Origin of the sequence: Siminovitchia sp. FSL H7-0308, from assembly GCF_037980985.1 — a bacterium.
Lineage (GTDB): Bacteria > Bacillota > Bacilli > Bacillales > Bacillaceae_C > Siminovitchia > Siminovitchia thermophila.
The window spans coordinates 461,612-487,002 of sequence record NZ_CP150282.1 but is presented as its reverse complement, the minus strand read 5'-3'; the positions used below and the strand labels follow the sequence as shown (position 1 = coordinate 487,002).

General features: G+C 40.7%; 23 protein-coding genes. 7 read left to right on the top strand and 16 right to left on the bottom strand.

The features are described from left to right. Nucleotides 1-8: 8 nt before the first annotated feature. Nucleotides 9-359, bottom strand: coding sequence for a flagellar protein FlaG (locus MHB50_RS02300; RefSeq protein ID WP_340084798.1), 351 nt, complete (start codon nucleotides 357-359; stop codon nucleotides 9-11). Nucleotides 360-568: 209 nt separating this feature from the next. On the opposite strand from MHB50_RS02300, the gene MHB50_RS02295 reads away from it, so the two are divergent. The 3 genes from MHB50_RS02295 to MHB50_RS02285 all read left to right on the top strand — a co-directional run bounded on the left by MHB50_RS02295 (nucleotide 569) and on the right by MHB50_RS02285 (nucleotide 2,055). Then, nucleotides 569-745: a hypothetical protein gene (locus tag MHB50_RS02295; RefSeq protein WP_171973892.1), complete on the top strand. Its 177-nt coding sequence runs from the start codon at nucleotides 569-571 to the stop codon at nucleotides 743-745. A 172-nt stretch (nucleotides 746-917) separates the two neighbouring features. After that, the gene (locus tag MHB50_RS02290) at nucleotides 918-1,535 is read left to right on the top strand and encodes a diphthine--ammonia ligase (protein WP_340084797.1); all 618 of its coding nucleotides are present in this window, start codon (nucleotides 918-920) and stop codon (nucleotides 1,533-1,535) included. A gap of 391 nt (nucleotides 1,536-1,926) precedes the next feature. Next, nucleotides 1,927-2,055 (top strand): hypothetical protein, encoded by a 129-nt coding sequence (locus tag MHB50_RS02285; protein WP_268920952.1) that lies wholly within the window; start codon nucleotides 1,927-1,929, stop codon nucleotides 2,053-2,055. A 360-nt stretch (nucleotides 2,056-2,415) separates the two neighbouring features. Here the strand turns inward: MHB50_RS02285 and MHB50_RS02280 are convergent, their stop codons facing one another. The 13 genes from MHB50_RS02280 to MHB50_RS02220 all read right to left on the bottom strand — a co-directional run bounded on the left by MHB50_RS02280 (nucleotide 2,416) and on the right by MHB50_RS02220 (nucleotide 13,840). Further along, nucleotides 2,416-3,558 carry a polysaccharide pyruvyl transferase family protein gene (locus MHB50_RS02280; RefSeq protein ID WP_340084796.1) on the bottom strand — a complete coding sequence of 381 codons (1,143 nt, stop codon included), beginning with the start codon at nucleotides 3,556-3,558 and terminating at the stop codon, nucleotides 2,416-2,418. Next, nucleotides 3,548-5,419, bottom strand: a complete 1,872-nt coding sequence (locus MHB50_RS02275; RefSeq protein WP_077111636.1) for a 6-hydroxymethylpterin diphosphokinase MptE-like protein — start codon at nucleotides 5,417-5,419, stop codon at nucleotides 3,548-3,550. The genes MHB50_RS02280 and MHB50_RS02275 overlap by 11 nt, the downstream gene beginning before the upstream one ends. Continuing rightward, nucleotides 5,406-6,008, bottom strand: a complete 603-nt coding sequence (locus tag MHB50_RS02270) for a hypothetical protein (protein WP_340084795.1) — start codon at nucleotides 6,006-6,008, stop codon at nucleotides 5,406-5,408. The genes MHB50_RS02275 and MHB50_RS02270 overlap by 14 nt, the downstream gene beginning before the upstream one ends. Before the next feature lie 348 nt (nucleotides 6,009-6,356). Next, entirely contained in the window at nucleotides 6,357-7,190 is an 834-nt protein-coding gene (locus MHB50_RS02265; protein ID WP_077111638.1) for a flagellin, read from the bottom strand. Between the two features lie 150 nt (nucleotides 7,191-7,340). Further along, nucleotides 7,341-7,568: a carbon storage regulator CsrA gene (csrA, locus tag MHB50_RS02260; RefSeq protein ID WP_077111639.1), complete on the bottom strand. Its 228-nt coding sequence runs from the start codon at nucleotides 7,566-7,568 to the stop codon at nucleotides 7,341-7,343. A 4-nt stretch (nucleotides 7,569-7,572) separates the two neighbouring features. Next, nucleotides 7,573-8,007, bottom strand: coding sequence for a flagellar assembly protein FliW (gene fliW, locus MHB50_RS02255; protein WP_340084794.1), 435 nt, complete (start codon nucleotides 8,005-8,007; stop codon nucleotides 7,573-7,575). A 3-nt stretch (nucleotides 8,008-8,010) separates the two neighbouring features. After that, nucleotides 8,011-8,598 (bottom strand): DUF6470 family protein, encoded by a 588-nt coding sequence (locus MHB50_RS02250; RefSeq protein WP_340084793.1) that lies wholly within the window; start codon nucleotides 8,596-8,598, stop codon nucleotides 8,011-8,013. A gap of 276 nt (nucleotides 8,599-8,874) precedes the next feature. Then, nucleotides 8,875-9,726, bottom strand: coding sequence for a flagellar hook-associated protein FlgL (gene flgL / locus MHB50_RS02245; protein WP_077111642.1), 852 nt, complete (start codon nucleotides 9,724-9,726; stop codon nucleotides 8,875-8,877). Nucleotides 9,727-9,739: 13 nt separating this feature from the next. Further along, the gene (flgK, locus tag MHB50_RS02240; RefSeq protein ID WP_340084792.1) at nucleotides 9,740-11,158 is read right to left on the bottom strand and encodes a flagellar hook-associated protein FlgK; all 1,419 of its coding nucleotides are present in this window, start codon (nucleotides 11,156-11,158) and stop codon (nucleotides 9,740-9,742) included. 17 nt (nucleotides 11,159-11,175) lie between these two features. Then, nucleotides 11,176-11,655, bottom strand: a complete 480-nt coding sequence (locus MHB50_RS02235) for a flagellar protein FlgN (RefSeq protein WP_077111644.1) — start codon at nucleotides 11,653-11,655, stop codon at nucleotides 11,176-11,178. An 18-nt stretch (nucleotides 11,656-11,673) separates the two neighbouring features. Then, complete coding sequence (flgM, locus tag MHB50_RS02230; RefSeq protein ID WP_339161579.1) at nucleotides 11,674-11,934, bottom strand: flagellar biosynthesis anti-sigma factor FlgM; 261 nt, start codon at nucleotides 11,932-11,934, stop codon at nucleotides 11,674-11,676. Between the two features lie 75 nt (nucleotides 11,935-12,009). Next, nucleotides 12,010-12,717: a ComF family protein gene (locus MHB50_RS02225; protein ID WP_077111646.1), complete on the bottom strand. Its 708-nt coding sequence runs from the start codon at nucleotides 12,715-12,717 to the stop codon at nucleotides 12,010-12,012. After that, entirely contained in the window at nucleotides 12,710-13,840 is a 1,131-nt protein-coding gene (locus MHB50_RS02220; RefSeq protein WP_340084791.1) for a DEAD/DEAH box helicase, read from the bottom strand. The genes MHB50_RS02225 and MHB50_RS02220 overlap by 8 nt, the downstream gene beginning before the upstream one ends. 673 nt (nucleotides 13,841-14,513) lie before the next feature. Here MHB50_RS02220 and MHB50_RS02215 point away from each other — a divergent pair. Next, the gene (locus tag MHB50_RS02215) at nucleotides 14,514-14,861 is read left to right on the top strand and encodes an SCP2 sterol-binding domain-containing protein (protein ID WP_340084790.1); all 348 of its coding nucleotides are present in this window, start codon (nucleotides 14,514-14,516) and stop codon (nucleotides 14,859-14,861) included. A gap of 225 nt (nucleotides 14,862-15,086) precedes the next feature. After that, nucleotides 15,087-16,919 carry a long-chain fatty acid--CoA ligase gene (locus MHB50_RS02210; RefSeq protein ID WP_340084789.1) on the top strand — a complete coding sequence of 611 codons (1,833 nt, stop codon included), beginning with the start codon at nucleotides 15,087-15,089 and terminating at the stop codon, nucleotides 16,917-16,919. Between the two features lie 744 nt (nucleotides 16,920-17,663). Here MHB50_RS02210 and MHB50_RS02205 read toward each other — a convergent pair. Next, nucleotides 17,664-19,166 carry a response regulator transcription factor gene (locus MHB50_RS02205; RefSeq protein WP_339161567.1) on the bottom strand — a complete coding sequence of 501 codons (1,503 nt, stop codon included), beginning with the start codon at nucleotides 19,164-19,166 and terminating at the stop codon, nucleotides 17,664-17,666. Between the two features lie 948 nt (nucleotides 19,167-20,114). Between MHB50_RS02205 and MHB50_RS02200 the strand changes: the two genes are divergently transcribed. Both MHB50_RS02200 and MHB50_RS02195 read left to right on the top strand, forming a co-directional pair. Beyond that, a complete protein-coding gene (locus tag MHB50_RS02200) occupies nucleotides 20,115-21,341 on the top strand; it encodes a DUF5011 domain-containing protein (RefSeq protein ID WP_340084788.1) in 1,227 nt (408 codons plus the stop codon). Nucleotides 21,342-21,547: 206 nt separating this feature from the next. Next, nucleotides 21,548-24,046: a YhgE/Pip domain-containing protein gene (locus MHB50_RS02195; protein ID WP_340084787.1), complete on the top strand. Its 2,499-nt coding sequence runs from the start codon at nucleotides 21,548-21,550 to the stop codon at nucleotides 24,044-24,046. 658 nt (nucleotides 24,047-24,704) lie between these two features. Here the strand turns inward: MHB50_RS02195 and MHB50_RS02190 are convergent. Next, on the bottom strand, nucleotides 24,705-25,385 hold the full coding sequence (locus tag MHB50_RS02190; RefSeq protein WP_077109936.1) for a response regulator transcription factor: 681 nt from the start codon (nucleotides 25,383-25,385) through the stop codon (nucleotides 24,705-24,707). Nucleotides 25,386-25,391 lie beyond the last annotated feature (6 nt).

The following is a 25,391-nucleotide window of genomic DNA, read 5'->3' as shown; positions in this document are numbered from 1 at the left end:
TTTTCCCTTTAAAGTTTCGTGTCTACAATAAGCCCCAAAGAGCTTGCTATGGACGCAAACATGTCCAGCAGCTTTTTTGGGGGGATTTCTCTTATCACTTCATCTGTTTCCTGATTGACAATTTTCATATAAAACTGATTGAGTTGCTCATGAAGCTCATATTTCAAATATGTTTGCGTTGACTGCTCTAACAGATCATTCGCGTAAGACATCGCTTTTTCCAGACGGGCTTTTGACTCGATCTTAGAAGTTTTAGAAGATTGTTCTCCCCTTTGCATGGACTCCGTAACAATCTTTTGCCGGGAAAAGGCAACAATCATTTCGTCCGCTGCAAGCCGTCCTCCAACCGATCCAACCATCGTCCTCTCTCCTTCGGCAAAAAATATCATCCTTATAAACAATATCGGCAACAAATTCAAATATTTAATAATGCTTTATTACTAATCCAAACATGGTTCGTGAGAAATGCCTATTTTGGTTTCCTGCCCTGTTTATAGATGCCTTTTCATGTGCTGAATGCATATGATGGGGTGAACATTACAAATTACATGAAAGAGGAGGATCCCAAGTGAATCACTATTATCATCCAGAAGGGTATGGCCACTATAGCCATTATGGAGCGTATCCGCAGCAAGACGAAAGACTTTGGTTCGGAAGGCCTTTCTTCAGGCCGTTTGGCTTTGGACCATTTTTTGGCCCGTTTGGCTTTGGCTTTGGCTATCCGTTCTTTCCATTTTGGTGGTAGAAGTAATATCAAAGGAAGGGTTGTCCAAAAAGTCGTTTTTTCGACTTTTGGCTTCCCTCTCTGATTATTTATTAAAAAAAATGCATTTTAGGCGGCCCCTTCGACAATTTATCCACTTATTTCCCAGGAAATTCACATTGTTTAGTATAATGAAGGGAAGGAGGGATGACTTATGAGCCAGAGAGTTGCTCTATCATGGAGTGGGGGAAAAGATAGTTGCATGGCACTACACAAGCTTGTGGAAGGAGACAAAAAAGTTGCATGCCTTGTCACGACAGTACCTCAAGAAACAGGAAGGACATTTGCCCACGATGAAGAAATCGGCAAAATGAAAGCTCAAGCGGAAGCACTCGACATTCCCATTGAATTCATCCATTGCTCATACGATACATATAATGAGGATTTTTTAAAACATTTGCTTGATCTTAAAACAAAATATGAATTAAATGCCATTGCCTTTGGCGACATTTATTTGGAAGGCCATCGAGAATGGGGAGAAAAATTAGCCACAGCTGCCGGCATTCAAGCCCTATATCCATTGTGGATGGAAGAATCCATGATGCTGGATGCGCTAAATCAATTTATCAAGCTTGGTTATAAGGCCGAAGTGATTAAAGTGAGAGGCGATATGTTACCACAGGATTGGGTCGGCCGCATACTGGACAAACGATTTATTGAAGAAATTAGCAAAAAAGCGGATATTTGCCCGATGGGGGAGTCCGGCGAGTATCATACTTTTGTTTTTGATGGGCCGTTGTTCAAGGAAAGAGTAAATACCAAAGGCCTTTAGGAGTACCATATTGAAAAAAGATTCGCTTTAAAAAAGGTTGATCAAGTTCAAAAGACTATCAAAGATTCTTAGCGAGAAGTCAACTTACATAAGTGGATCGGACCAATGTAAGAATGAGTCAACAGGAAGAAAATGGCTAATCCGGATGGGAAGTTCGAACAATAAATGTTTATGATTGAGAACATCGAGTGCCCAAACCGAAAGCATTTACGAAAATGGAAAGAAGATGGATGAGATTGATAACGACTTCAGGAAACAAATAATAAGTAGTTACGGGCCGTGTCTCGCAATAAATTCCACTATGAAAAAGCCCGCAAAATTTTTTTGTTTGACTTTCCGGCAAATGGGAAAAGTAAAAGAAACCAATCCCTTGTCAGGAGAGTGAAAATCAATGAAAAAAGGTAAAACCATGCTCACCACTTTAGCTCTTGGAGCTGCATATCTCTTGAAAAATGAAAAGTCACGAAATAAAATAATGGCCCAGCTCAAAAATCTGGGCATGAAAAAATCAAAACGATAACAGGATAAACAGGCGTGGATGGCTTCCCCGCCTGTTTTTACTTTTCCCCTGCAATTCTTCATCATAATCCAGTTCCAACCCATCTGTACATCTTGCCGAGTGACCACTTTTCTTTGTGCAAATGGGTGTTTTTTGATCAACCCAATCATATGGAGAGTCAGAGTTATATCTAAACCAATGTTAATAACGTCTTTATATCATCCATATCATCAATATCCAGATCATATTTTTTATCCATGAAAAACGGATATGATAGCTTTATTTAGATCACCTTCATGATTAATACCAATTTCAGGTATTACAAGAGGTGGAAATTCTGGTCCAACTTTTCTTGAAGCAATACATTTTAACCCCCAACATTTACAAATGTTTTTTGATCCAAGTCTTTAGATGTCTGTATATGTTCTCTTTTTCCTCTTTTATTTCTTGCATTTTTTGTAAATAATTTTTCTTTAACATAACTGTAAAATCATCATCGTGTATAAGACGATCCACATTATTCTCCAAAGTGGCCGTAAAGTTCCCATGATTTATATCTGTTTTTCTATCTGGCATCCCAATCTCATCATACAGATATCCTTGTTTTGGATAACTGATCAATCCCAATGTCGGAATCCCTAATGAGATCGCACACACATTTGCATGGAAACGCATACCGAAAATAAACTTACAATCTTGATAGTATTTGAAGGTGTTTAACTCTCTTCCCTGGATAATGGGCGTAATGGAAACCCTCGTTCGGACATATTCATTTTTCAGTAACTTCAGTAAGTCTAATATGGCGTTATAGTCACTTTGAATATGTGGAAATAAGTATATATTGTTATCTGTTTCCAATAATAATCTATTTATCTGTCTACTCATTATTTCAAGAAAGCGTTCATAGCCGATATGTTGATATCTGATGTCAGACATGTCTAAAGCTATATTAAATCCTATGTTATGACGATTAAGCGGTTGAAAGGCATTCATATAATCTGTTTCATGAAGAAAAAAGCCATGATCGGGAACTTTATGAATCAAATCAGCAAATTCCTTGAAGTATTTCTGAATAACTTTCAAAGATCCGTCATTCCTGACAGTGAAAAATACATTGTCTTTTTCAAACAAGCCGTTCAAGAACGTCTTAAACTTCAGTATGTTGGATGGAGTGATCCCTTTATTATCATCGACGCCTATGCCATTAATCAAAATCGGTATTTGGATTGATTGCAACACTTCAGGGCTAATATCGATTGTCGTGCCCGTAGCGGAATAATCCCAACAAAGCTCAAAAAAATTACCTCCACCAATGATAAATAAATCAAATTGATTTACGTAATTGGCAAATTCCATGTCGAACTTTTGTTCATTCCATCTTTTATAAAACTTCCTGATTTCAAGCTTTTTTACGGTGATCTCTTCTGAGAATAATTGCTTAAATTGATGGTAAAACCCTTCATGGTTTGCTACATCTCCAATGTTCCCCGAAAAACTCGCTACATGAATGATGTTAATAGTCATTTTGTTCACTCTCAAAAATTGTATTATTTTTTAACTCATAGAAGTACGGCTTTACATATTGTACGTGCGCCACACATTCTTCCAAAAACGCCCGATACGATTCCACAACTTGATTCCCTTTTTTGTATAGGTTTTTTTCAAAGCGAATTTCTTTATTTGATTCCTCTAAAAGCTTGTGCTGTACTCTTACCATCGGCTCAATGAAATATTTGTAAAAAGGATTTTCTTTTAGTTTTTTTATTTCTTTGTCAAGTTTTATAAAATTGGTTTCCATATTGGCTACATGAAGCTTCTCTACAGAATCAGCGATATTTTTTACAACTGTTAAAGCCCTTTCCATAATGGGTTCCATCTTGCCAAGCGCTATTTCCAGTTTAACCAATTGCTTATAAGCATACATTTGATTGTAATGATTATTCGCTTTATACCATTGCGGCGACACACTTTTTTTCTTCCGCAGATGATGCTCTATCACCTCAGTAAGAGGCAAAAAAGTTGTTCCTTCTATAACGGCTCCACCCTTTGTTGTATTCAACACTTCTACGTTGGGACTCATGCTGATATATAGCTCAAGCTGCTGACGCATTTGATTGAAACTACTGTCCGTATAAATATCATTTCCATAAACATCTTTCACTGTTATTAAATGTTGTTCCTCTTCCGGAGAGATTTCTTTCGGAATATGGTTATAATGTATACCCTTTGCAAACCGCAATCTATTATGAAAAGCCAGATTTTGTCCAACAAGTATGATCTGCTTAAAGCCAAGAAGAGCAAGTAATTGAAACGTCACCACGGCAATGGAAGGTGCGTCTTGAACAATAGAGATTTTTTTATAGGATCCCAGTAAAAATGGCGAAACCGGGTCCTGGCTTGTAATCATATGAAGCATGGGGCCCGGATAGTTTTCCAATGTCTCAAACCCAACAGAGCTCCCATAAATTAGGGGGATTTCCTCTATTCCCCTATCTTTAATAATGCGTATGACATTTTGATTTCTTTCTTTAGGATCATACGTACAGGCGGCATCGGGATAAATTCCGTGTTCAATTAACGCATTGATCGCTGATCCCACCGAAAATATATAAGCCAATCCGTTTTCCTTAATGAATTTCAGATGCTCAAACTCTTCAGAGAGTGAAGGTCCTGCAGCCACAATGATGGCCGGTTTCCCCTCAAAAGCCTTTTGATCAATGTCATGCAATATATTAGGTGTTTTTAAGACATATGGGAAATTTTTAATTGCGTTGATCGTCCAACGTTTTTGGAAGGCTGCAGCCGTAGCCAGGATATTTTTTTGATCTTTTAAGCCTTCTTTGAACGTCTCAAATAATAGTTTCGTTTCTTGTGGGTATAGAGTGAGATAGACGGGTAACGTGAAAAAAAAGATGCGCTTCCCGTGAATGTTAATAAATTTCTGGACTTCTTGTTTCATTTCACTTTCTTCAGAAGCAAAAAAGATCGCTTGGATTTGACTTGAGAACTTCGTAATATCTTGGACCGTTAAAAAATGATACAAGACTTCCAAATCAGGTTCAAAAATCGTTATTTTTTTATCCGGATAAACTTTCGCAAATTGTTCAATATGGTAACCAAGCCCGGTTCCCACAAAAAAGACATGATCATATGCCTCCATATTCTTCTGTTGTTGCATAATTCGCTTTGACTCGTTGACAGGATCATATTTGCTATGAATGTATTGGAACTTTCCACCTTTATTTATTTTGAGTGTAGGATTTTCTTTTTTTGACGGCTCGATAACAACCCGTTTTTCATCTAAGCGGCTTTCCATTTCATTTAGCTGCTGTAATAAATGGCGGTTTCTCAATCTTAAATAATTGCGATTATTAATTAAGATCATGACGATAGCCCTCTGTATCAATTGTATGTTGAATCTCTGCGCCAAGCGTTGTAAAGTATGGCAGGATCTCATAGTTGATAATATCAGCTATTAAAACGTGATCTTTATTTTCCAAAGCTTCTTTCAGATTTTTCAATTCCTCTTCTACCGCAATACTCGCCTTTAAATAATTCATCCAGTTTTCAGGCTTTTGGGAGAAGGAGTCAATCGTTTGAATCATATGGGTTAACCACTGCACCCCTTCCAGAAGCTGGCCAAATTTATTCCAGCCTTCATGATTAGGATGGTTGTAAAAATGATCCGCGAGTGCTTCAATTTCTGGAATGGCTCTTTTCGTATAATCCTCCGCGGTCAATAAAAGATCGTTCACAAACTCTTGTACGGTCCTTGCAATGATTTCAAGCTCGTTAATGTCATTTAAATGTTGTTCCAGAAATTGCTCTGGTTCTTCATAAATCTCTACTCCATCAACTACGAGATGGCTAAAAAAGTATTGATCAGCCAAAAGACTATTAATTTTTTCTTTAACAAACTCCAAGGATAATTCATTATTTAATTGAATGGTCTCACCTTTAAACAATAACTTCATAGAGTAACTTGCCTCCATCATTTGGTTTACTGCTTTCTCACTACTTATATCGACAATGTTCGCCATTTATTAAAGTGGGTATTTGGAACGGATCTTCAACATGGAAAAATGTGGTTAGGTTTATGGGCAAGTAAGTTAAAGAGGACACATTTGCTCTTTTTATAGGTCGAAAAAAGGAAATGCCCAATATATCCGGGAGGAACCTCATGATCAAATTGACTGCTATGGAAATCAGTGATAAAAAGCTGTCAATAAGGCGGAAAGGAAAATAGATTGAGCTGTTCCCGTTTATCAAAAACGGAATAAAAAAAGCGGCCTTCTGTAATAGAAGACCACCTTTTTGTAAAATTAACGAAGAAGTTGAAGAACTCCTTGCGGATATTGGTTGGCTTGAGCCAACATTGCTTGTGATGCTTGAGTCAAGATGTTGTTCTTTGTGAACTCCATCATTTCTTTCGCCATATCGACATCTCTGATGCGAGATTCAGCTGCTGTCAAGTTCTCAGCAGATGTACCAAGGTTATTAATGGTATGCTCTAAACGGTTTTGTACTGCACCAAGGTTTGCGCGGTTTTGAGAAACAGCGTTAATGGCATTTTGTACAATCGTTAAGTTGGCACTTGATGTTGCATTCAAGCCTGAAGCAGTAGTAAGGCCACTGATAGATGTTAACCCGCCGAGACCCAATCCTGATGCTGTGTTGTTCGTTAATGTCAACGTAATCGTTTCACCAGAATTTGCACCTACTTGCAACTTGATTGAGCCGCTAGTGTTAAGGATATTTTTTGTGTTGAATTTTGTTTGGTTGGCAATATCATCTATTTGTGCTGTTAATTGTGTAATTTCAGCTTGGATCTTTTCAGCATCTTCCGGCTCCAACGTTTCATTTGCACCTTGAGTATATAGTTCAGCCATACGCTGTAGCATAGCATGCGTCTCATTTAACGCGCCTTCAGCAGTTTGGATTAAAGAAATACCGTCTTGGGCATTACGTTGAGCAGCTTCCATTCCGCGAACTTGGTTACGCATTTTTTCGGAAATGGCTAAGCCGGCAGCATCGTCACCTGCACGGTTAATACGCAGGCCAGATGATAATTTTTCCATGTTTTTTGATGCAAGGCTTGTACCTTGTGTTAATTGACGGTGCGTGTTGAGCGCCATAATGTTGTGGTTGATTCTCATTTTGCATTTTCCTCCTTGAATGTTGCCGCTCACGTCCGTGTGAACGGTGGTGTAATTTTTCAGCGAAAGAGTTCGGTCGGCCGCCCGTTTTTTTCGCTTTCACATTTTATATCGGCAAAGGGCAGGATAGTTTAATAGCTTTTTCTATAATTATTGTTTTTTCATGTTTTCAATGAGTCCGAAGAGGTTTTTGACCCCTGCAGATGCATTCGTATTTTCGGCTTGGATGTCGAGCCAGACTTCTTTGCGATGAATTTCAACATGTTTGGGCGCGGTGATCCCGAGCTTCACTTGTTCTCCCTGGATAGCAGTGACGGTGATTTCGATATCGGGACCAATTTGGATCGTTTCTCCTTTTTTCCTCGTCAATATCAGCATGCCGTCACCCCTCCACTTTTTGCCCGAAAAGCGGGTGTCTCGTTTTATATACACCATCGTTTAATACAACTTGCTTCGCTTGGCGATTTTTCGTGTTGATGATAACCGGTGCTTGCAAGTTGCCGGTGGTTTTCTCAAATGGGTCATGGACCGTCAAGATGATATAGACACGAACATCCTCAGCAGCCCTCAATTCGAGTTGATCAATGACCTGCTCTTCTAATTTAAAATCATATTCAGGGAAAAATAGAAACGGTTCCGTGACAATGAAAGCCGTGTCCGAAGTCGCTACCGACTGCATTACGGCGAAACCGGTGTCCTCTAACGGTAATACAATAAACTGTTTTTCATCCGGGAATCCGGGAATCCCTGATATAAAATGGAGAATTTCTCCCTCATTCACTTTCACGGCACCATGATATTTCGTTGTAATATTCATCGTTCACTCTCCTAAACGCCTTTTCGGCAAATTCACCACATCGATTTTTAGTGACGGTCTTCTAACCATTTCCACAATTACTTCCCCAGGCTCATACTCAATCACCGGGCTTTCGAACCTTGCTTCAAATCGCGGTTGATGCACTTTCCAATTATAATCAAGCTTCGCTTTTTCGTAGCTCATCTTTACGCTAAAAAAGGAAGGGATAAACGTAATATTCGGGGTGCGGAGAGGTCTTGCTATATTTCGTTTCGCGATTTCAGCGATGGGGTTTGAGTTTTTATCCTCAATCTTCATCATTTCATCTCCCTCATCCACACGTCTTGCAACACCTTTTCGATACTCCTGCTGGGAATGGTCGGTATTTTCTTCAATTGAGCGAAAAACATGCTTTAAATTCATGTCTTCCCAAGCTTTCGTCTGGTCAATCGTCAATTTGGCCGGCGTTCGTTCGATTTCGAGTTCAGCCGGCGGCTGTTCGATTTCCAATAACGGCTGAACGTGATGCATAGAATGCTTCCCTTGTGTCAAGTAGACAGCGATTTTCCCCATTTCCGATTCCAAACGAATTTGCGGCAACTTCACTTTCATACCTCCTCAATAAGAGCGCAAAGTACTGGCGATTTATCTAGTCTCCCTTTTACTTTGGACATGAATATTTTCACTGCGGTAAACGTGATCCGTTTCTGACGTGCAAAAAAGCTATCCTTTTCAGATAGCTTTTTTATCCTTTTAATCCCTTTAACTGGCAGTAAGATCCCACTTTATGTAACGGGATCAACAACAACGGCCAGGACAGATCAACTGCCAGTATAAGCCCGATTGGCTTAACTAACAATCAGCAATGCCGCTGATGGAAGTTTCGCCTTACCTGAGAAAATCAATTAATGTCGGTTGGATCACCCGTGCGCTGACACCGAGCGAGGCGCGCAAGAGGCTCTCCTCCTTCACCATTTCTGTGATCAATTGTTCATATTCCGCATCTTCATTATCAGACTGGAGCTGTCTGGCCATAATCTCTTGCATCCCGACCCGCTCTTCCATTAAATCTACCCGGTTGGCTCTTGCACCAAGGGATGTTCTTTCTGTCACCAAGTCGTTCATCAATCTTTCCATCGGGCCGATATGCTGCTGTACGTCGCCACCGTTTTCAATATCTTCTACCACTTGATCAATTTTCGCGAAAAAATCATTGGAGAACACTTTTTCAGTGGTGACATTGACAGGGATTTTAATGCCTTTTCCCAGTTCAATTTCCACTGCTTCTGTATTGATATTTCCGCCTACTGTCGGCTCATTCGTCGCCGTGCCGCTAAAGATATATCTATCTCCCACCTTCGTATTGGCGATGTTGATCAGCTGCTCTTTAATTTGTTTAATTTCGTCGGCAATCGCTTGCTTTCCGTCTTCCTCCATTGTTTCATTCGCTGCCCGGTTCACAAGCACGTTAATCCTGTGCATGGCTTCTCCCGCTTGATTGAGGGCGGCATCTGTATTGTCAATCCAATTATGTGCTTCTGCAAAATTTCTTTTGAATTGTTGTATCTCATTTCGATGTGCCCTTAAAGTGATTCCCCGCATCGCGACAACCGGATCATCGGAAGGTCGAGTAATTTTCTTTCCGGTATTTATTTGGTCATAAATCTTGTTGAGCCGGCCATAAGAATTGCTTAAGTGCCTAAGCGAATTGTGGCCCAGCATTGATTGAGTAACGCGCATGGTCTCCTGCCTCCTATCTTCCGCCAACACCCATTCCGTTCACAATCTTATCAAGCATTTCATCGATGACTGTAATCGTCCTGGCAGCGGCATTATATGCATGTTGAAATTTGATCATATTCATCATTTCTTCATCAAGGTGTACAGTGCTTACCGATAAGCGTTTTTCCTCAACAGCTACCTTTAAGTTACCTGCACTTTTCGTCTGTTGGTTGGCAAACTGTGCCTGGACACCAATTCTTCCAATGACTGTTTCGTATTCGTTCATAACTCCCTTAAAGGAGTCGGCTACATTTCTTGCATTCTTTCCGTCCCCGGTTGCAGTCACCGATGGAGCCAATTGATCAAGAGTTATGTCAAGCATGCGAATTCCTGCCGCTCCCGCGCCTTCTGTAAAAAGCGCACCGGCTGGTGATCCGTCCTTTGTGACTCCTTCCATATGGGCAGCATTTACACTTGCCGCAAAATCATTGGCCAGTTTGTCCAAATCGGCCAAAAGTTCCGAATACGTTCCATTATCCGCACTGCCATATCCGTAATTTTCGATCAAACTTTTCATTGATCCCTGCGGCATATTTACAATATCAACCGGTATACCGCCAAACGAGATATTCGTAACATACCCATCGGGCTTATCAACCTCAAGTTCTAAATAACGATCGTCATTGAGAATTTCAATTCCATTCGCCCGAATCACATAGGTACCTTCCGCAAGCGCTTTTACATTCCCCTCATTCGGAACTTTTTCCACTTCAATTTCCATGTAACCAGATAGCTCATCTACCAAGCGGTCACGCTCATCATATAAATTATTCGGCAAATAGCCGTGCGGCTCCATTTGAGCGATTTGGCGATTCAAATCATCGATCTCTCTCAACAGAGAATTAATTTTGTCCACGCCTCCGTCAACTTGCTTACCCAAGTCCTGTCGATAAAACTCAATTGAGTTATGAAGGTGTTGAAACGTTTCGGCAACCGCATTCCCCTTTTCGATGACAACTTCCCTCACACCGTCGTTTTCCGGATTCGTGCTCAATTCTTGCCACACTTGCCAATAATCGCTCAGCGTCTTAGAAAGCCCGACCGGATCTTTTCCGGTTTCATTTAAGATATCTTCCAGTTTGGCCATGGCGCTTGCATTCGATCCATGATAACCAAGCTTTGAATTTTCTGCGCGAAATTGGACATCTAAATAAAAATCTCGTATCCGCTGTATTGACTCAGCTGAAACACCTGATCCTAATTGTCCGGCAAATTGGGAGCGGTTTACCGAAGGGGGCGGCCAGCCTTCCGTCGCTTGAAAATTTACCCTTTGGCGTGTATATCCCAACGTATTGGCATTGGCTATATTATTTCCGGTTGTATACAACCCGCTCTGCTGCGTCAAAAGAGCTCTTCTTGCCGTTTCTAACCCATGAAAAGTAGATCTCATATTCAGTTCCTCCGATATCAAGCTTTTGAGTCAAAGAAGGATTGAGCCATCTTTGACTGTTTTTTTCCAGCCGGCCTTTCATATATCGCCGACTCAGGCTGAGGCTGCAATAAATCTAAAGTTAGATGTACATACTGTAGCGTCTGTTGAATCAACTGTTTATTCAGTTCATTTTGCGCATGAAGTTCCCCAATGACTTGTGACATGTTTTCCTGAAGAGCCTGCAACGACGCCCTCTCATCATTACCTGCCGCCTGAATACAGGCAGAGAGTGTCACATCAGCATCGGTGTCTTCTTGTAAAAAGATACGCGCCGCCTTTTCTCGTTCATTTTCTGCCACTGTAATTGCGGAAGTGCATTTCTGTTCCTCCCGCAAAATAAGTTGCAAGCTATCAACATCGCCGCTTTTCAACACTTCCGTTTTCTTTTTGGCTAAATCAAACAAGTGTTCATGCAACGTATGGAGCTTTTCCAATATATTTATTAAAGCTTTCATGGCTTCCACGGCCTCCGGTTATTTCTCCGTAAAATACTTGGCGATGCCTTCGGCAACAGCCTTCGGATGTACTTTATATTCACCTGATTGGATATGCAGTTTTAATTGTTCAACGCGGGCTTTACGTTCAGCTTCCCATTTGGACGATTGCTGGAGCTCTTTTGCCGCCTCTGAAATTTCTACTTGATCCGCTGCACTTTTCCGCAGTTCCTGCCCCGCTTGTTGCGGTTGATGCTTATACGGATTCAAATCAGGACGGTTGTAAGGGGTTATTTTCATAAAAGCCTTCCTCCTTTTCAGCATCGTAACTATTATATCGGATGCAAGCTTTGTTTGTTTAGTCCACTATAAAAATTATCCTCTTGCCAGGGTAAAAGCGCTCACATTTTTTGCACCGGCTTTTTTTAATACAAGCGCGGCATGCCGAATGGTAGATCCGGTTGTATATATATCATCAATCAATAAAATTTCTTTTCCGGAAACATCCGCTCGCTCCGGAACAGTAAACACTTGCTGCAAATGTATTCTTTCATTCCGTGATTTTTTCGACTGCTTTTCTCCATGGACGCGCTCCAACACCTCATTTACCTGAAATCCGGCTTCTTCCGCAAGCGCTTTTGATTGATTAAACCCCCGTTCTAGAAGCCGGTCTGGACTCAATGGGATCGGGATAAGCAAATCAAACGTTTTCTTTGATAAAAATTTTCGCACGCTTGCTCCAAAAGCCTTGGCCAATGCATAGTCTCCACGATATTTGAAGCGGGCCAGAAGCTCCTTAAAAAAATCATTATATTGATAAATAGAAACATTGTTTGCCAATAAACCGCGCCACTCGGGATCTTGTTCCCACCTGACACAATCATGACAAATGGTTCCGTGAATATACTTTGTGTCTAACAATGGAAGTGAACGAGAACAAACTATACAAACACTTCCGGTAATTTTCTCCAGCTTTCCGCAACAACTCCCGCACAACATTTGCTCCCGTGACCCCGAAATCAGTTTCGTCCACGACCATTCTCCCCGAATACGATCATCACAATAAAGACAATGGCTATTCATCAATCAATCCCGCTTTTCGGGCTGCTTTATTCATATGATTAATATGAACGAGGGCTTGGATCATCGCTTTCGTCTTGCCATGATGAAAAAAAGTGACATTCCCGCCAGGAAAATCGGCGCTTCTGCCAACACGTCCGGCAATTTGGACGAGAGCCGCCTCAGTGAAAATAGGATCTTCTGCACCGATCACCGCTACATCCAAATTTGAAAAGGTGACTCCTCTTTCCAAAATCGTTGTCGTTAAAAGAATCGGGATTTTCTCTCTCCTCATCGCATTCACTTTTTCTTCTCTTAATGGGTCCTCTGCATGTACGGCCTGAATAGACGAATGAAGCTGTTTAAATAATGGAAGGGAGTTTTCCATGAGTTGAATATGAGGGAGAAAAATGAGAGCCTGTTTTCCTGCTTGGAGCCGTTCACGGACCCACTTTAGTACAACACGGGGGAGTTTGCTTTTTTCAAAAGATTTGCGCCAATTGCCACACCAAACAAATACGGGAGCCGGGAGTGGCTTGCGGTGATAGCGGGCAGGAATCTTGATAAAGTTTCTTTTTCCATAACGGCATTCTTCCTGCCAGCGCTTGCTTGGCGTTGCCGTTAAATAAATGCGAGCGGCATTTTTCTTCGCCGCTTTTTCAACTGCCCATTGCAAGCTTTGATCAAAAGAATAGGGGAAAGCATCCACTTCATCGACGATCATGACATCAAAAGCGCGTTCAAAACGCATGAGCTGGTGGGTAGTAGATATACTCAGAGGAGAAAATACATGCCGGTCTTCACTCCCACCGTACAAAACAGCCACAGCTATCGAAGGAAACACTTTTTGCAATCGTGGAGCAAGCTCCAAGGCGACGTCTGTACGCGGAGTGGCAATGCAAGTTCTCTTGCCAAGTTGGAGCGCTGCTTCAATCCCTGAAAAAAGGACCTCTGTTTTTCCCGCCCCGCATACCGCCCATACCAGCAGTTCTTCCTCTTTCTTGACAGCACTTAAAACCGCGGCCGCCGCGGCGTTTTGCGCCTTGGATAATTGTCCGTCCCACTCAAGAGCCACCGCATCCGTCCATTCGGGCTCCGGGCCGGACCAGCGGTACAGGGTTGTGCACGAAGCCACCCTGCCCATCATGACGCATTTCCGGCAATATACACATGTTTTCTTACATGTTGCGCACGGGAAGCTGGCAAACAAGCGCTGCGTGTCATTGTTGCAGCGTCTGCACGAAAATCGTTTTTTGTGAAGGACGACTCCGGGACAGCGCTTAATAAACCCTCTTGCCAAATGCGTTTTTATCATTGGATTGGAAAAAGGAATTTCGGATCTAAGAAGAGACCTTCCGGACAAGAAGTGTTGTAAATCGAATGAAAAAATGGGGGGACAGATCGCTTTTCACCTCCATCACGAATAAGGACATAATGCAAGACAGCGCTTTGCCCCAACTTAATGTTGGGTTGGGCTGCGCTTCCGCGTACCCGCGCTTTCATTAGTAATTTGGACGATTGTCACTCCACGCCATGGCGAAAACACTGGAGGAAAGATTGGAGAAAGAATCTTCAGTTTTGGAACATTGTTTATTGAAAATAACATAGCTTAGAATTGGAACCTTTTTTATCATTGAATCTATTTCAATACTGCATTTTAGGCAAACACGATGAAACAATACATTGAAAATGATAAATAACCTATCATTTTAGGGGTTAAAAACAAGTATGGCCATTTATCCGACAATTAACGGGGTAGTAAGCAAAATCAACTTCTTATACGATAAAGTATATGTCACCAAAATAAGGAGGAAAGGCCTATGTCAGAAGTGAAACATACGATAGACACAATGAATGCAACGATCAAAGAGAATCCGGCGCTTGTAAAGGGAATCGAAGCGGTATATCAATTTCATGTAAAAGATGATCATCCGGATACTTTTCAATTCGTATTGCGAGGCGAGGATAGCTACATAGCTGAAGGTGCAAAGGAGAAAGCAGATTGTATCCTTCATATAAAAGCGGATCATTTTATCAAGTTGGCGAAAGGAACTCTAAAGGGAACCACCGCTTTTTTAAGCGGTAAGTTGAAGATCGAAGGAGAAATAGGGATGGCGATAAAATTGGAGAGCATTTTATCACGTATTAACCATAAACTTCAAACATAATTGCTTTTAGGGGAGAAAAAATTGGGTTACAAATGATTGTACAGCTTTGCTTTTGTAAGGAGCAATGAGTATGCGCTAGCGCTATTTTGGGCGCTAGTAACGGATTTATTTATTTGATTATTTTAAATTTTTATCCCGATTATCAATCAATATATCTTATTATCATTCTAATTTCAAGTGATTTGATGAGAGGTTTGTTTAATCATTGCAAAGAGGTGATGGGAGATGAAAGTAGCTAATGTGTTGCAAATGCTAAATCGAACGGTTGAACAATATCCTAATCATATAGCTTATCAATGGAAAGAAGACGGATCGATTCAAAAATTAACCTATCAGAATTTATGGAATAGGATTAAAGGCTTTGCGAATGGTTTAACCTATATTGGTATAAAACCAGAAGCAAAAGTGGCTATTATTTCAAACAGCAATCCTATGTGGGCCATTTCCGACTTTGCATTAGCTAGCATTTCGGCTGTTAGCGTACCCATTTACCCTACCATCCCCGCCGAACAAGTTGCCTATATTTTAAAGAACTGCGATATCACAGCAGCAATTGTTGAAAACAAGGAACAGTATGATAAGTTAATCTCAACAGGCGTACAGCTGGATCATATGATTATGATGTTTCCCCAACAAATGGAAGATGATTATTTTATGACATTTAAAGAAGTGGAAAATATTGGAGACAACCAAGCTAAACCAAATTGGGAACAATCTTGGCAACATATTCCTCGAGATCAGTTGCTTACTATTATGAACACTTCCGGAACAACAGGAAAACCAAAAGGTGTCATGTTAACACATGGTAATATTTTGGCCAATATAGAAGGCGTACAATTTTGGGTGGTTGAACTGTTGCCTGAAGATGTTTCGCTTTCTTATTTGCCGCTTTCCCATATTTTTGAAAGGCTCGCCGGACATTATTTGCCATTATCGATTGGCACAACGATTAGTTATGCAGAAAATATCACAACCATCCCTGAAAATTTACAGGAATTCAAGCCTACTGTCATGACGAGCGTTCCAAGATTGTTTGAAAAAGTGTATACAAAAATACAGAGTGAAATGGAAAATGGCTCAGCCATGAAACGAAAAATTTTTAATTGGGCGCTATCAGTCGGCGAAGAAAAGTACAAATACTATCTGAATGCGACTATTAATCAATATATTTCACAAGATTATTTACCAAAAAAACTCGCTCGTAAATGGAAGATCGCCAATAAACTTGTTTATCAAAAGGTGAAGAATCAGTTAGGTGGAAGATTGCGTGGACTCGTATCCGGTGGAGGAACGCTCAATGCAGACATAGCAAGATTTTTCTGGGCTTTAGATATACCATTACTGGAGGGCTACGGGTTAACGGAAACATCACCCATTATTTCTACAAACCCATTCATCCGGGCCAAAGTAGGAACCGTTGGGAAAATTTTACCTAATGTCGAATTAAAAATGGCCCCAGACGGAGAGATTTTAGTAAAAGGTCCCAACATTACACAAGGGTATTACAACAATCCCCAAGAAACAGAAAAAGCGTTTGAAGATGGCTGGTTTAAAACGGGTGACATTGGAAAATTAGATGAAGATGGGTATTTAAAAGTCATCGACCGTAAAAAGCGGATTCTTGTATTATCAACCGGGATGAATGTAGCACCGGCTCCAGTTGAAACGGCTATTAACGAAAGCGCATACATTAGTCAATCGCTTGTTGTTGGCGACAACAGGAAATACATTATTGCATTGGTCAATCCAGATTACGAAAACGTCATTCCTTGGGCGAAAGCGCAAGGAATTCGTACAGATTCCAAAGAAGCACTATGTAAGGATAAAAAAGTACAACAACTTTTAAATAAAGAAGTAGCTACACTCACTAAAAAGTTTACGAATTATGCACAACCTAAAAAAGTAATCATTATTAGCGAGGAATGGACGATTGACGGGGGAGAATTAACGCCAAAGCTATCCCTTAAAGCGGATATAATTAAAAATAGATATCAGGATCTCATTGACTCTGTATATAAAGAAGAGAGCGTGGATCATCAAGTCGCCGTCACTGTATAAAGTGAAACTTGCGTTTTCTTCTATCTCCTACTGAATGTTAGTTGAACCAATCGGGCATTTAGGTGCCGTTTTCTCACACTTAGACCTTTTCCATTCACTCAAGATTTTGATGTGGAAGTCTTACGGCACCTTACATGCGGGATAAAGTGAAACTTCATTCAGTAGGCGTTTTCTTACATCTCCTACTGAATGTTAGTTGAACCAATCGGGCATGTAGGTGCCATTTTCTCACACTTGGACCTTTTGTATTCACTCAAGATTTTGATGTGGAAGTCTTACGGCACCTTACATGCGGGATAAAGTGAAACTTCATTCAGTAGGCGTTTTCTTCCATCTCCTACTGAATGTTAGTTGAACGAACCGGGCATGTAGGTGCCATTTTCTCACACTTGGACCTTTGGTATTCACTCAAGATTTTGAAGTGGGAGGCTTACGGCACCTTACATGCGGGATCAAAAACTGGCTGGCGGCTGCCCTTCGGTTTTCTCTTTCATGTCTAAGCCATCATATACAGAAAGCTTGGCTAACGACTAGCAAAGTTAGCCACTGTAGTAGCATCGTTTGACTTAAGAGTGCTTTAAGGCTACTATTGCGTTCTGCCTCCCTGAACGAAAAGGGAAATCAGGTTCTGTTATCTCCCCCTCATACTTCGTCGTATCATCTACAACCCTACTTACAGTCGGGGTAAAAAGGAAAAAATCTCGTGACGCTCCTTTTTACCTGTTTAATTTTTCCAAAGACTTTTTAAATAATTCCATGTCTGATAGCATAAGCCACCGCTTCAGTTCGATTTTTTGCTTTCATTTTTTGCATAATTTTCGTAATATAATCCCTCACCGTATATTCACTTAAGTGTAGCCTGTCGGCAGCACTGCTTGTCGATTCCCCTTCCGCCATTAATGTCAACACTTCAATTTCTCTCAATGATAGATGAAGGGATTGATTTAAATAATTAATGTTATTTTTAAATTTTCCGATAATTTCCCCCGCGCTTTGTCCGAACTTGATCAATGCCGTATACGTATCTTGTGACATAGTGAAATGTTTATTGGCACCTTGATCCAAAATAGCCGCCCCGATTAATTCCTGATTAGAAGCTTTAAAAATGGGTGCCACCACTACCGTCTTTAATTGGAATTGATGAATATACCTAATGGGAAAACTAGCTTTGGCCTCGGGAATATAAAGCGGTTGTAAAAACTTTATTCCATTTCCAAGCAACCGTAATAGCTCTAAACCATTATGAATGAGTGGAAAATTACGTACATCTTCCGTAATCTTTTGAATTGCTTTTATATCGAAGCGATGACCGGATAACCCGATCCCAATTTCATCATTTGGGGAATAGGAAAAAATGCCGCAACGCTCAAACGGTAAATAATCGGTAAATCCTTTTGTGACCAATTCCAATGCCTCTTTAAACGATTTTGCCTGCATAATGGACTCATAAAACATCATAACAGAATCCTTCCAACGCTGTTCTTGCCGGGCTATGTTTAAAATTGTTTTACTGCTTTGAAAAAGGTGCAAGGCATGGTGAATAAAAGGAGCAATATGCCCCGTGCTGTTTTTTTCCGTACACAATAATAAAGTGACATTTTCAAAAGGAATCGTCATCACATTTTTATCATTAGAATGAGTGATATATCTCAACAGCTGTTCCGTTACATCAAATATATTTTCTGCTGCGATATGAACATGCGCATGCAGTAAACATTGGTATTGATTGAACCATTTTTCCACGTAAAACACATTGTCTCTTCTTCCGACAACAGCAATCCATTCAATTGGCAGCTGCTCAGAAGCAACAAGATGTTCTAAAAAAGTATCAAGTGTAAATAAGTGCTCAAGTTTTTCTGTCAAAATATGTTCGCTGATCTTCGTAAATACATATTGGATTGCTTGATGATCATTATAGTGATTATCCTTGTTTACTTTAGCGGCTTGATGAACTGAATTTTCTAATAACGATATCATGAATTTGTTCAATGGATTATTGCCTATTTCTTTGTTCCATTCAGCCCTCAATTGATTCATGATTGTCTCTTTGTTGTATTGATGATTAAAAAGGATGTCCGAGAAAATTTTAACGGATATTGCTGTAGTGCTGGCCACTTTTTTACCAGTATGTTGAAAATAGTGTTGGATTTGCTCCCAATGATGTTGTATCGCTTTTTCGTTGTTGCGAATGATGTCTAATCCATGATGAAATAAGGAGTCTAGATAATGGTCCAAAGTCAATGTCATGAAACATGCTCCCCTTCCTTTTCATCAATTTATCCCAAGATTCATGAAGCTTTTAGCCGTCCGTACTCCCCTTTATAGCTATAAGGTAACAAAAAATTACAAGAAAAGCTGAATGAAACTTCCAACTTGGGATCTTCATCCCCCCTCCCTTGATAGAATGAACTTCATTTTGCTTTTTCCTTGAACTGCGATCAGCTATTTAAAAACAGATATATCCCTTATAAAGTGAATAGGCGTTTTCTTCCATATCATACGAATGTTCGTTGAACGAATCGGGCATTTTGGTGCCGTTTTCTCACACTTAGACCTTTTGTATCTACTCAGGTCTTGATGTGGTGTATATGGCACCTTACATGCGGGATGAATGAAGGCTTGTATTTATCGCAAGGTCGTTATTGACCGTATAAAAATAGGGTATAACCGAATCAATTTGATGAAAATACGATATTTTTAGGAATTGGTGAAAAAGTGTAAAAATCTTAAAGTAATAGTACAGCTTTCGTACAACAGATTACTTAATACATCTCTGTACTATAACTGCTTTCATACTAACAGAAAATGAAAAGGTTTACAACGCTGTTTTATGAAGTCGGGGGAGTGTGATACGTGACTTATTAATAAAGTGAAACTTCATTCAGTAGGGCTCCTACTAAATGTTCGTTGAACGAATCGGGCATTTAGGTGCCGTTTTCTCACACTTGGACCTTTTGTATTCACTCAAGATTTTGAAGTGGGAGTCTTACGGCACCTTACATGCGGGATAAAGTGAAACTTCATTCAAGGAATGCTTTTCTCCTATTGAATGTTAGTTGAACCAATCGGGCATTTAGGTGCCGTTATCTCACACTTGGACCTTTTGAATTCCCTCGAGATTTTGAAGTGGGAGGCTTACGGCACCTTACATGCGGGATAAAGAAGAACTAAACGAAGAAGAAGGAGGAGATAATCATGAGCAAAATCGCAAAAAAGCTCACTATTATGATCTTAAGTATGATTTGCGTATTTTTCTATAGCGGTGGAATGATCGCCGCACATGCACAACAAGCAACAAAATCGTTCAATTACGTATGTGTCGCAAAAACGTCCATTGCCGGAGACATTCTTATTGATATGAAGGTTACCCCTACTGTAACTGTCCCGGATACGGTGAATCCAAATCAGCAGTTTTCTGTTTCTGATATTGAAACAGCTATTGAAGTGGATGTGACTGGGAGCTTAGCACCTTTAAAGGGGTTAATTAATCCTTTTAATGGTCATGTACAGCAATTTCATTTGCAAGCAGCAAATGAGACAGTGAATGTAGTCGGAGCAGAAGGAGTTGCCATCCCGGAAACTCCGTTTGACAACGACGCGCCTTTTATTCCGTTCCGGATAAGTGCCAATGATGCAAGTTATACTGCGGGCAATGAGGATATAGATATCCATGTAGGTGAAATAAAAGCAGAAATTCATGCCAAGTTAGGGACAACACCAGTTAATTTGCCTGTTACTTGTACGCCGCCTGAAGATACGCTGCTTACGACCGTGAAAGTAGAAGAAACAGAGGCAGAAGTGGATCATGAAGCACCGGTTATTACGTTAAACGGCGACAACCCAATGACTTTAAAAGTTGGTGAAACGTACAACGAGCCAGGGGCAACTGCGAAAGATAATGTTGATGGAGATCTCACCGAACAAATTCAGATTTCGGGAGAAGTAAATACTCAAAAAGCCGGTAAATATAACATTACATATTCAGTGACAGATAAAGCTGGAAATAAAGGGACAGCTACTCGGACTGTTTATGTTGAAGAAGCCGCAGATCCAGGAGGTGGTGAAAAACCTGGGGATGGCGATAAACCAGGAGGTGGTGAAAAGCCGGGTGACGGTGATAAGCCCGGAGGTGGTGAAAAGCCGGGTGACGGTGAAAAACCGGGAGACGGGCAAAAGCCGGGTGATGGTGAAAAACCAGGAGACGGGCAAAAGCCTGGCAATGATAACAAGCCGGGTGAGCAAAATGGTACAAATGTAGGAACAGGGAATAACAACAATGATCCTCCAAAGCTAGGAGGTACTAGTAAAGGCGGAGTTCTCCCGAATACAGCAACGAATATTCCACTCTCCTTATTAACGGGCGCGATCCTTATTGCATTAGGTGGCTCTTTCCATTTTTTAAGAAAGTATATCTTCAATTAAATGATTGAGGATAGGCAGTGAAAATCTCATGATTTTCATTGCCTTTTTTAACAAAGCAAATGGAAAACTGTTTTTTCCAACAGATCATCATTCTTACCTTATTGAACTTTCCATTTTTTCCACTCGTGTCGTTTGAACTTCAGCACTTGAATGTTATTACCTCTTAATAGGAAAAGACAGCAAGACAACTTAAAGGAGGATATTTCATGGAAAAAGCGGGTTATATTTCCGCAGAGATGAGACGTATTTTTAAAAATAAATATGTACTTCTATCTGTCTGCTTGGCGCTCCTCGTTCCACTTGTATATGCGATGATCATGTTATCTCCAAAATGGGGGCCATACGATAACACGGATAATTTGCCAGTAGCTGTTGTTAATAATGATCAAGGCGCTATTTCAGATGGCCAAAGAATTAACATCGGTGAAAGCTTAATTGCCAGCTTAGAAGAAAATGAGTCATTGGGTTGGGATTTTGTCTCACCTGAAGAGGCTAAGAGCGGTATGGAAAAGCTGGAATATTATATGACGATTGAAGTACCTGAAGATTTTTCAAAAAAGACATTGACTGTCCTTGATGACGAACCGATAAAGCCAGAATTAAAATATACACAAAACGAAGGGCTGCACTTCATGGCCGCCCAGGTGACGAATAAAGCTGCTGAAACATTAAAAACACAGTTGTCTACACAAATTACCGCGACATATGTAGAAAATGTCGTATCACAACTGAAAGAAGTGGCAAGCGGATTTACTGAAGCTGCAGATGGCGCCAAACAAATCAATGATGGGACTGGACAATTAAAAGATGGATCTGAACAAATCCTTGATTCCTTGAATGAAAAGTCGTCCGATATAGGACGTTTAGCAGATGGCGCTAAACAGTTGGCAGACGGGACACGGACGATGCGAGAATCTTTAATATCCAAGCAAGGGGACATAACAAGACTTGCTAACGGTTCACAAGAATTAAACATTGGAACCGGCACCTTGTTATATAATTTACAAAATAAAGTAAATGATATTGCCAGATTAGCAGATGGCGCCAGACAAGTAAATGATGGGACTGGACAATTATTAAGTGCCTTAAATGAAAAGTCATCTGACATTAACCGCCTTTCAACTGGATCTTCTCAACTAGCGGAGGGCGCAGGTGAACTTCATTCCGGTTCAACTCAATTACTAAAAGGCGCCCAACAAGCAAAAGACGGGACTGCACAGCTTAAAAGCGGGCTGAGCGAAAAAGTTCTTCCCGGAAGTGAACAGTTAGCTGCAGGAGTTCAACAGGCGCAAGCGGGTGTTAATGAAACAATTGAATCAATGCAAAATTTACGGGCAGCTCTTGAACAACTGCCTAACAGTGTGGATGGACTGGAAGAAAATGTTCTATATAAACTCATCATGGGACAATTAAACGAAGGTTTAAAAACAGTTCCTCAAAAACAAAAAGATTTTCAAAGACTGGTAGATGGAGCTAATGAATTACGAGATGGGCTTAAAAATGAGCTAAATCCTGGGGTAACCGCTTTAGACAATGGCCTTTCCCGGCTTGTAGAGGGACAACAACAATTACAGAATGGGGCAAGCCAGTTAGCTCAAGGCTCAAAAGAAGTGGCTGCCGGCAATCAATCGGTAGCAGCCGGGTGGAAAGAATTACAAACAAACGTTGCTAAATTACATGACGGAACAAAACAAGTGAGTGACGGTAATGCCACTGTAAAAAGTGGTTGGAATGACCTTACAAATGGAGCGGCGCAACTGCATGATGGTTCTTCACAAATTCGTGACGGCAACAATGCGGTCGAAAGTGGATGGCAAGAACTATCCTCTGGTGCTACAAGACTACATGATGGTTCTAGTCAAGTGAGTGAAGGAAATCAAACAGTGAAGGCAGGCTGGGCAACATTAACAGATGGTGTCTCACAAGTAGACGGAGGTCTGGAACAACTATCTGATGGAAGTGAAGAATTGCAGGCAGGTCTAGAAGGAGGCGCTGAGCGAACGAGCAGTATCAATCCAGAAGAAGAGAATATTGCGATGTTTGCTGAGCCTGTTGTGTTAGACGGTGAAGTCATTAATAGTTTTCCATTTTATCGTGATGCCAACGCACCGTATATTTTAACATTGGCACTGTACGTTGGAGTTTTAGTGATGTCGTTTGCTGTTCAGTATCGAAAACCAGTTACAATGCCTCCATCAGCCACATCATGGTTTACCGGGAAAATAGCAAAATTATCTATGCTTGCTACCGCCCAAGCATTAATCATCTCTTTGTACACGCTATTCATATTAAAACTAGATGTACAAAGCGGTATTTCCTTCGTTTTATTCTCGATTATGGCAAGCCTGACTTTCTTAATGATTGTATTATTCCTAGTAGGTTTAGCGGGGAACATTGGCAGATTTCTTGCTTTGGCATTTGTTGTTCTACAATTATCTACGACTGGTTCAGCATTACCGGTTGATATGCTTCCAGAAGGATTACGTAATCTAAGTGTCTTTTTACCATTTACGTATTCCATTAATAGTTATCGGAATATTATTACATTAGGAAGCACGTCCGAGATGTGGGGAAATATAAGCGTATTATTCGTTTATTTTGCTGTATTTGCCATATTGTCATTTGTTGTCTTTAAGTTCAAGTATCGCTCATTGCCAGAACGGGCTGACTTTAACAACGAGGAAATAAGTGAATCGGTCCATTAAGATTTCAAAGTTGCTCCCATCATGTCTGATGGAGCAACTTTTCTATTACCTAGGAAATGACATCTGTTTCTCTCTAAGAAAACTCTTTTGCAAAGCAGTTTTGTCTACCATGCAGATAACTGCCCATCCCGCTCTTTACTGGTAATCCGCAGGGTTTTTTGTGATTTACGCAATCGCCTCTCTTGCGTCATTCCATATCAATTCGACGATAGCCGTAATTCCCAAGGACAACCGCAAGCAGCCATTCGGGTTCCGGCCCGAAACCGCGCTACAGAGTTGTACACGATGCTCCCTCTCCATCAGGACTTACTTGCGACAATAACGCATGTGTCCATATACAAGCTGGCAATGTTGTACGTCAACACCAGAACCGTTTTGGTGTAAACCAGTCCAGAAATCGACGCTTAAAGCCCTCTATCAAAGTACGATACTCACTTTTTACTGGAAAAAAGAAGTTTCGAATCTAAGGAGAGAACGTCCGGATAAGGAGTATTGTAAAGTGGATGCAAAATCTCGGGAGAGGATTGATCATATATGGTTGTTCTTCTCCAACAGGAATCAGGAGCAAAACGCAGTTAGCGCTTTGCCCCGACTTTATTGTGGGGGTACGCTTCCGCGTCCCGACGCTTTCAGCAATTTGTGTTGCCAATAAAGCTCTTTATCTTACTTCAACCCAGCCATTTTTAATAGCGGTAATAACTGCTTGGGTACGGTCATTCACATTCATTTTTTGCAAAATATTGCTGACATGGTTTTTAACCGTTTTTTCACTGATAAACAGCGTTTCACCAATGCTGCGGTTGCTTTTACCGTCGGCGAGAAGCTGCAATACTTCACATTCGCGGCTCGTTAACAGGTGAAGCGGAACTCTGACTTCAGGCTGCTGGTAGCCTGTTCCTTTATTTTGTTCGTTTGCTAAACGTCTATATTCCCTAATTAGTTTATGGGTTACTTTCGGGTGGATGTAACATCCCCCGCCTGCTACGACCTTAATTGCTTCAATGAGTTCATCTGAATCCATTTCTTTCAACATATAGCCGGCAGCTCCGGTTTTCAATGCGTGTGTTACATACGCCTCTTCATCGTGAATGGAAAGGATGATCGCCTTGGCTTCGGGATATGCTTCCATTAATTGTTTTGTCGCTTCAATGCCATTTGTGTTTTTCATATTGATATCCAATAAAACGACATCAGGTGAATATTCCTCAACAATTTCCACAGCTTCACAGCCATCTTCCCCTTCAGCCACAACTGAAAAAGTTTTTTCGAATTCTAAAATTCTTTTAACGCCTTCACGAAATAATTCATGGTCATCAATAATGGCAATTCTTGTTTGCATCGTCCT

What these genes read in the sequence shown, in the direction of transcription:
- MHB50_RS02270 (WP_340084795.1), bottom strand. Translation starts at nt 6,008, where the DNA reads ATGAAGTTATTGTTTAAAGGTGAGACCATTCAATTAAATAATGAATTA.
- flgL (WP_077111642.1), bottom strand. Translation starts at nt 9,726, where the DNA reads ATGCGCGTTACTCAATCAATGCTGGGCCACAATTCGCTTAGGCACTTA.
- MHB50_RS02290 (WP_340084797.1), top strand. Translation starts at nt 918, where the DNA reads ATGAGCCAGAGAGTTGCTCTATCATGGAGTGGGGGAAAAGATAGTTGC.
- MHB50_RS02285 (WP_268920952.1), top strand. Translation starts at nt 1,927, where the DNA reads ATGAAAAAAGGTAAAACCATGCTCACCACTTTAGCTCTTGGAGCTGCA.
- MHB50_RS02235 (WP_077111644.1), bottom strand. Translation starts at nt 11,655, where the DNA reads ATGAAAGCTTTAATAAATATATTGGAAAAGCTCCATACGTTGCATGAA.
- fliW (WP_340084794.1), bottom strand. Translation starts at nt 8,007, where the DNA reads ATGAATATTACAACGAAATATCATGGTGCCGTGAAAGTGAATGAGGGA.
- MHB50_RS02210 (WP_340084789.1), top strand. Translation starts at nt 15,087, where the DNA reads ATGAAAGTAGCTAATGTGTTGCAAATGCTAAATCGAACGGTTGAACAA.
- csrA (WP_077111639.1), bottom strand. Translation starts at nt 7,568, where the DNA reads ATGCTGATATTGACGAGGAAAAAAGGAGAAACGATCCAAATTGGTCCC.
- MHB50_RS02250 (WP_340084793.1), bottom strand. Translation starts at nt 8,598, where the DNA reads ATGAAAGTGAAGTTGCCGCAAATTCGTTTGGAATCGGAAATGGGGAAA.
- flgK (WP_340084792.1), bottom strand. Translation starts at nt 11,158, where the DNA reads ATGAGATCTACTTTTCATGGGTTAGAAACGGCAAGAAGAGCTCTTTTG.
- MHB50_RS02280 (WP_340084796.1), bottom strand. Translation starts at nt 3,558, where the DNA reads ATGACTATTAACATCATTCATGTAGCGAGTTTTTCGGGGAACATTGGA.
- MHB50_RS02215 (WP_340084790.1), top strand. Translation starts at nt 14,514, where the DNA reads ATGTCAGAAGTGAAACATACGATAGACACAATGAATGCAACGATCAAA.
- MHB50_RS02195 (WP_340084787.1), top strand. Translation starts at nt 21,548, where the DNA reads ATGGAAAAAGCGGGTTATATTTCCGCAGAGATGAGACGTATTTTTAAA.
- MHB50_RS02200 (WP_340084788.1), top strand. Translation starts at nt 20,115, where the DNA reads ATGAGCAAAATCGCAAAAAAGCTCACTATTATGATCTTAAGTATGATT.
- MHB50_RS02205 (WP_339161567.1), bottom strand. Translation starts at nt 19,166, where the DNA reads ATGACATTGACTTTGGACCATTATCTAGACTCCTTATTTCATCATGGA.
- flgM (WP_339161579.1), bottom strand. Translation starts at nt 11,934, where the DNA reads ATGAAAATAACCCCTTACAACCGTCCTGATTTGAATCCGTATAAGCAT.
- MHB50_RS02300 (WP_340084798.1), bottom strand. Translation starts at nt 359, where the DNA reads ATGGTTGGATCGGTTGGAGGACGGCTTGCAGCGGACGAAATGATTGTT.
- MHB50_RS02275 (WP_077111636.1), bottom strand. Translation starts at nt 5,419, where the DNA reads ATGATCTTAATTAATAATCGCAATTATTTAAGATTGAGAAACCGCCAT.
- MHB50_RS02265 (WP_077111638.1), bottom strand. Translation starts at nt 7,190, where the DNA reads ATGAGAATCAACCACAACATTATGGCGCTCAACACGCACCGTCAATTA.
- MHB50_RS02220 (WP_340084791.1), bottom strand. Translation starts at nt 13,840, where the DNA reads ATGATGGGCAGGGTGGCTTCGTGCACAACCCTGTACCGCTGGTCCGGC.
- MHB50_RS02225 (WP_077111646.1), bottom strand. Translation starts at nt 12,717, where the DNA reads ATGAATAGCCATTGTCTTTATTGTGATGATCGTATTCGGGGAGAATGG.
- MHB50_RS02190 (WP_077109936.1), bottom strand. Translation starts at nt 25,385, where the DNA reads ATGCAAACAAGAATTGCCATTATTGATGACCATGAATTATTTCGTGAA.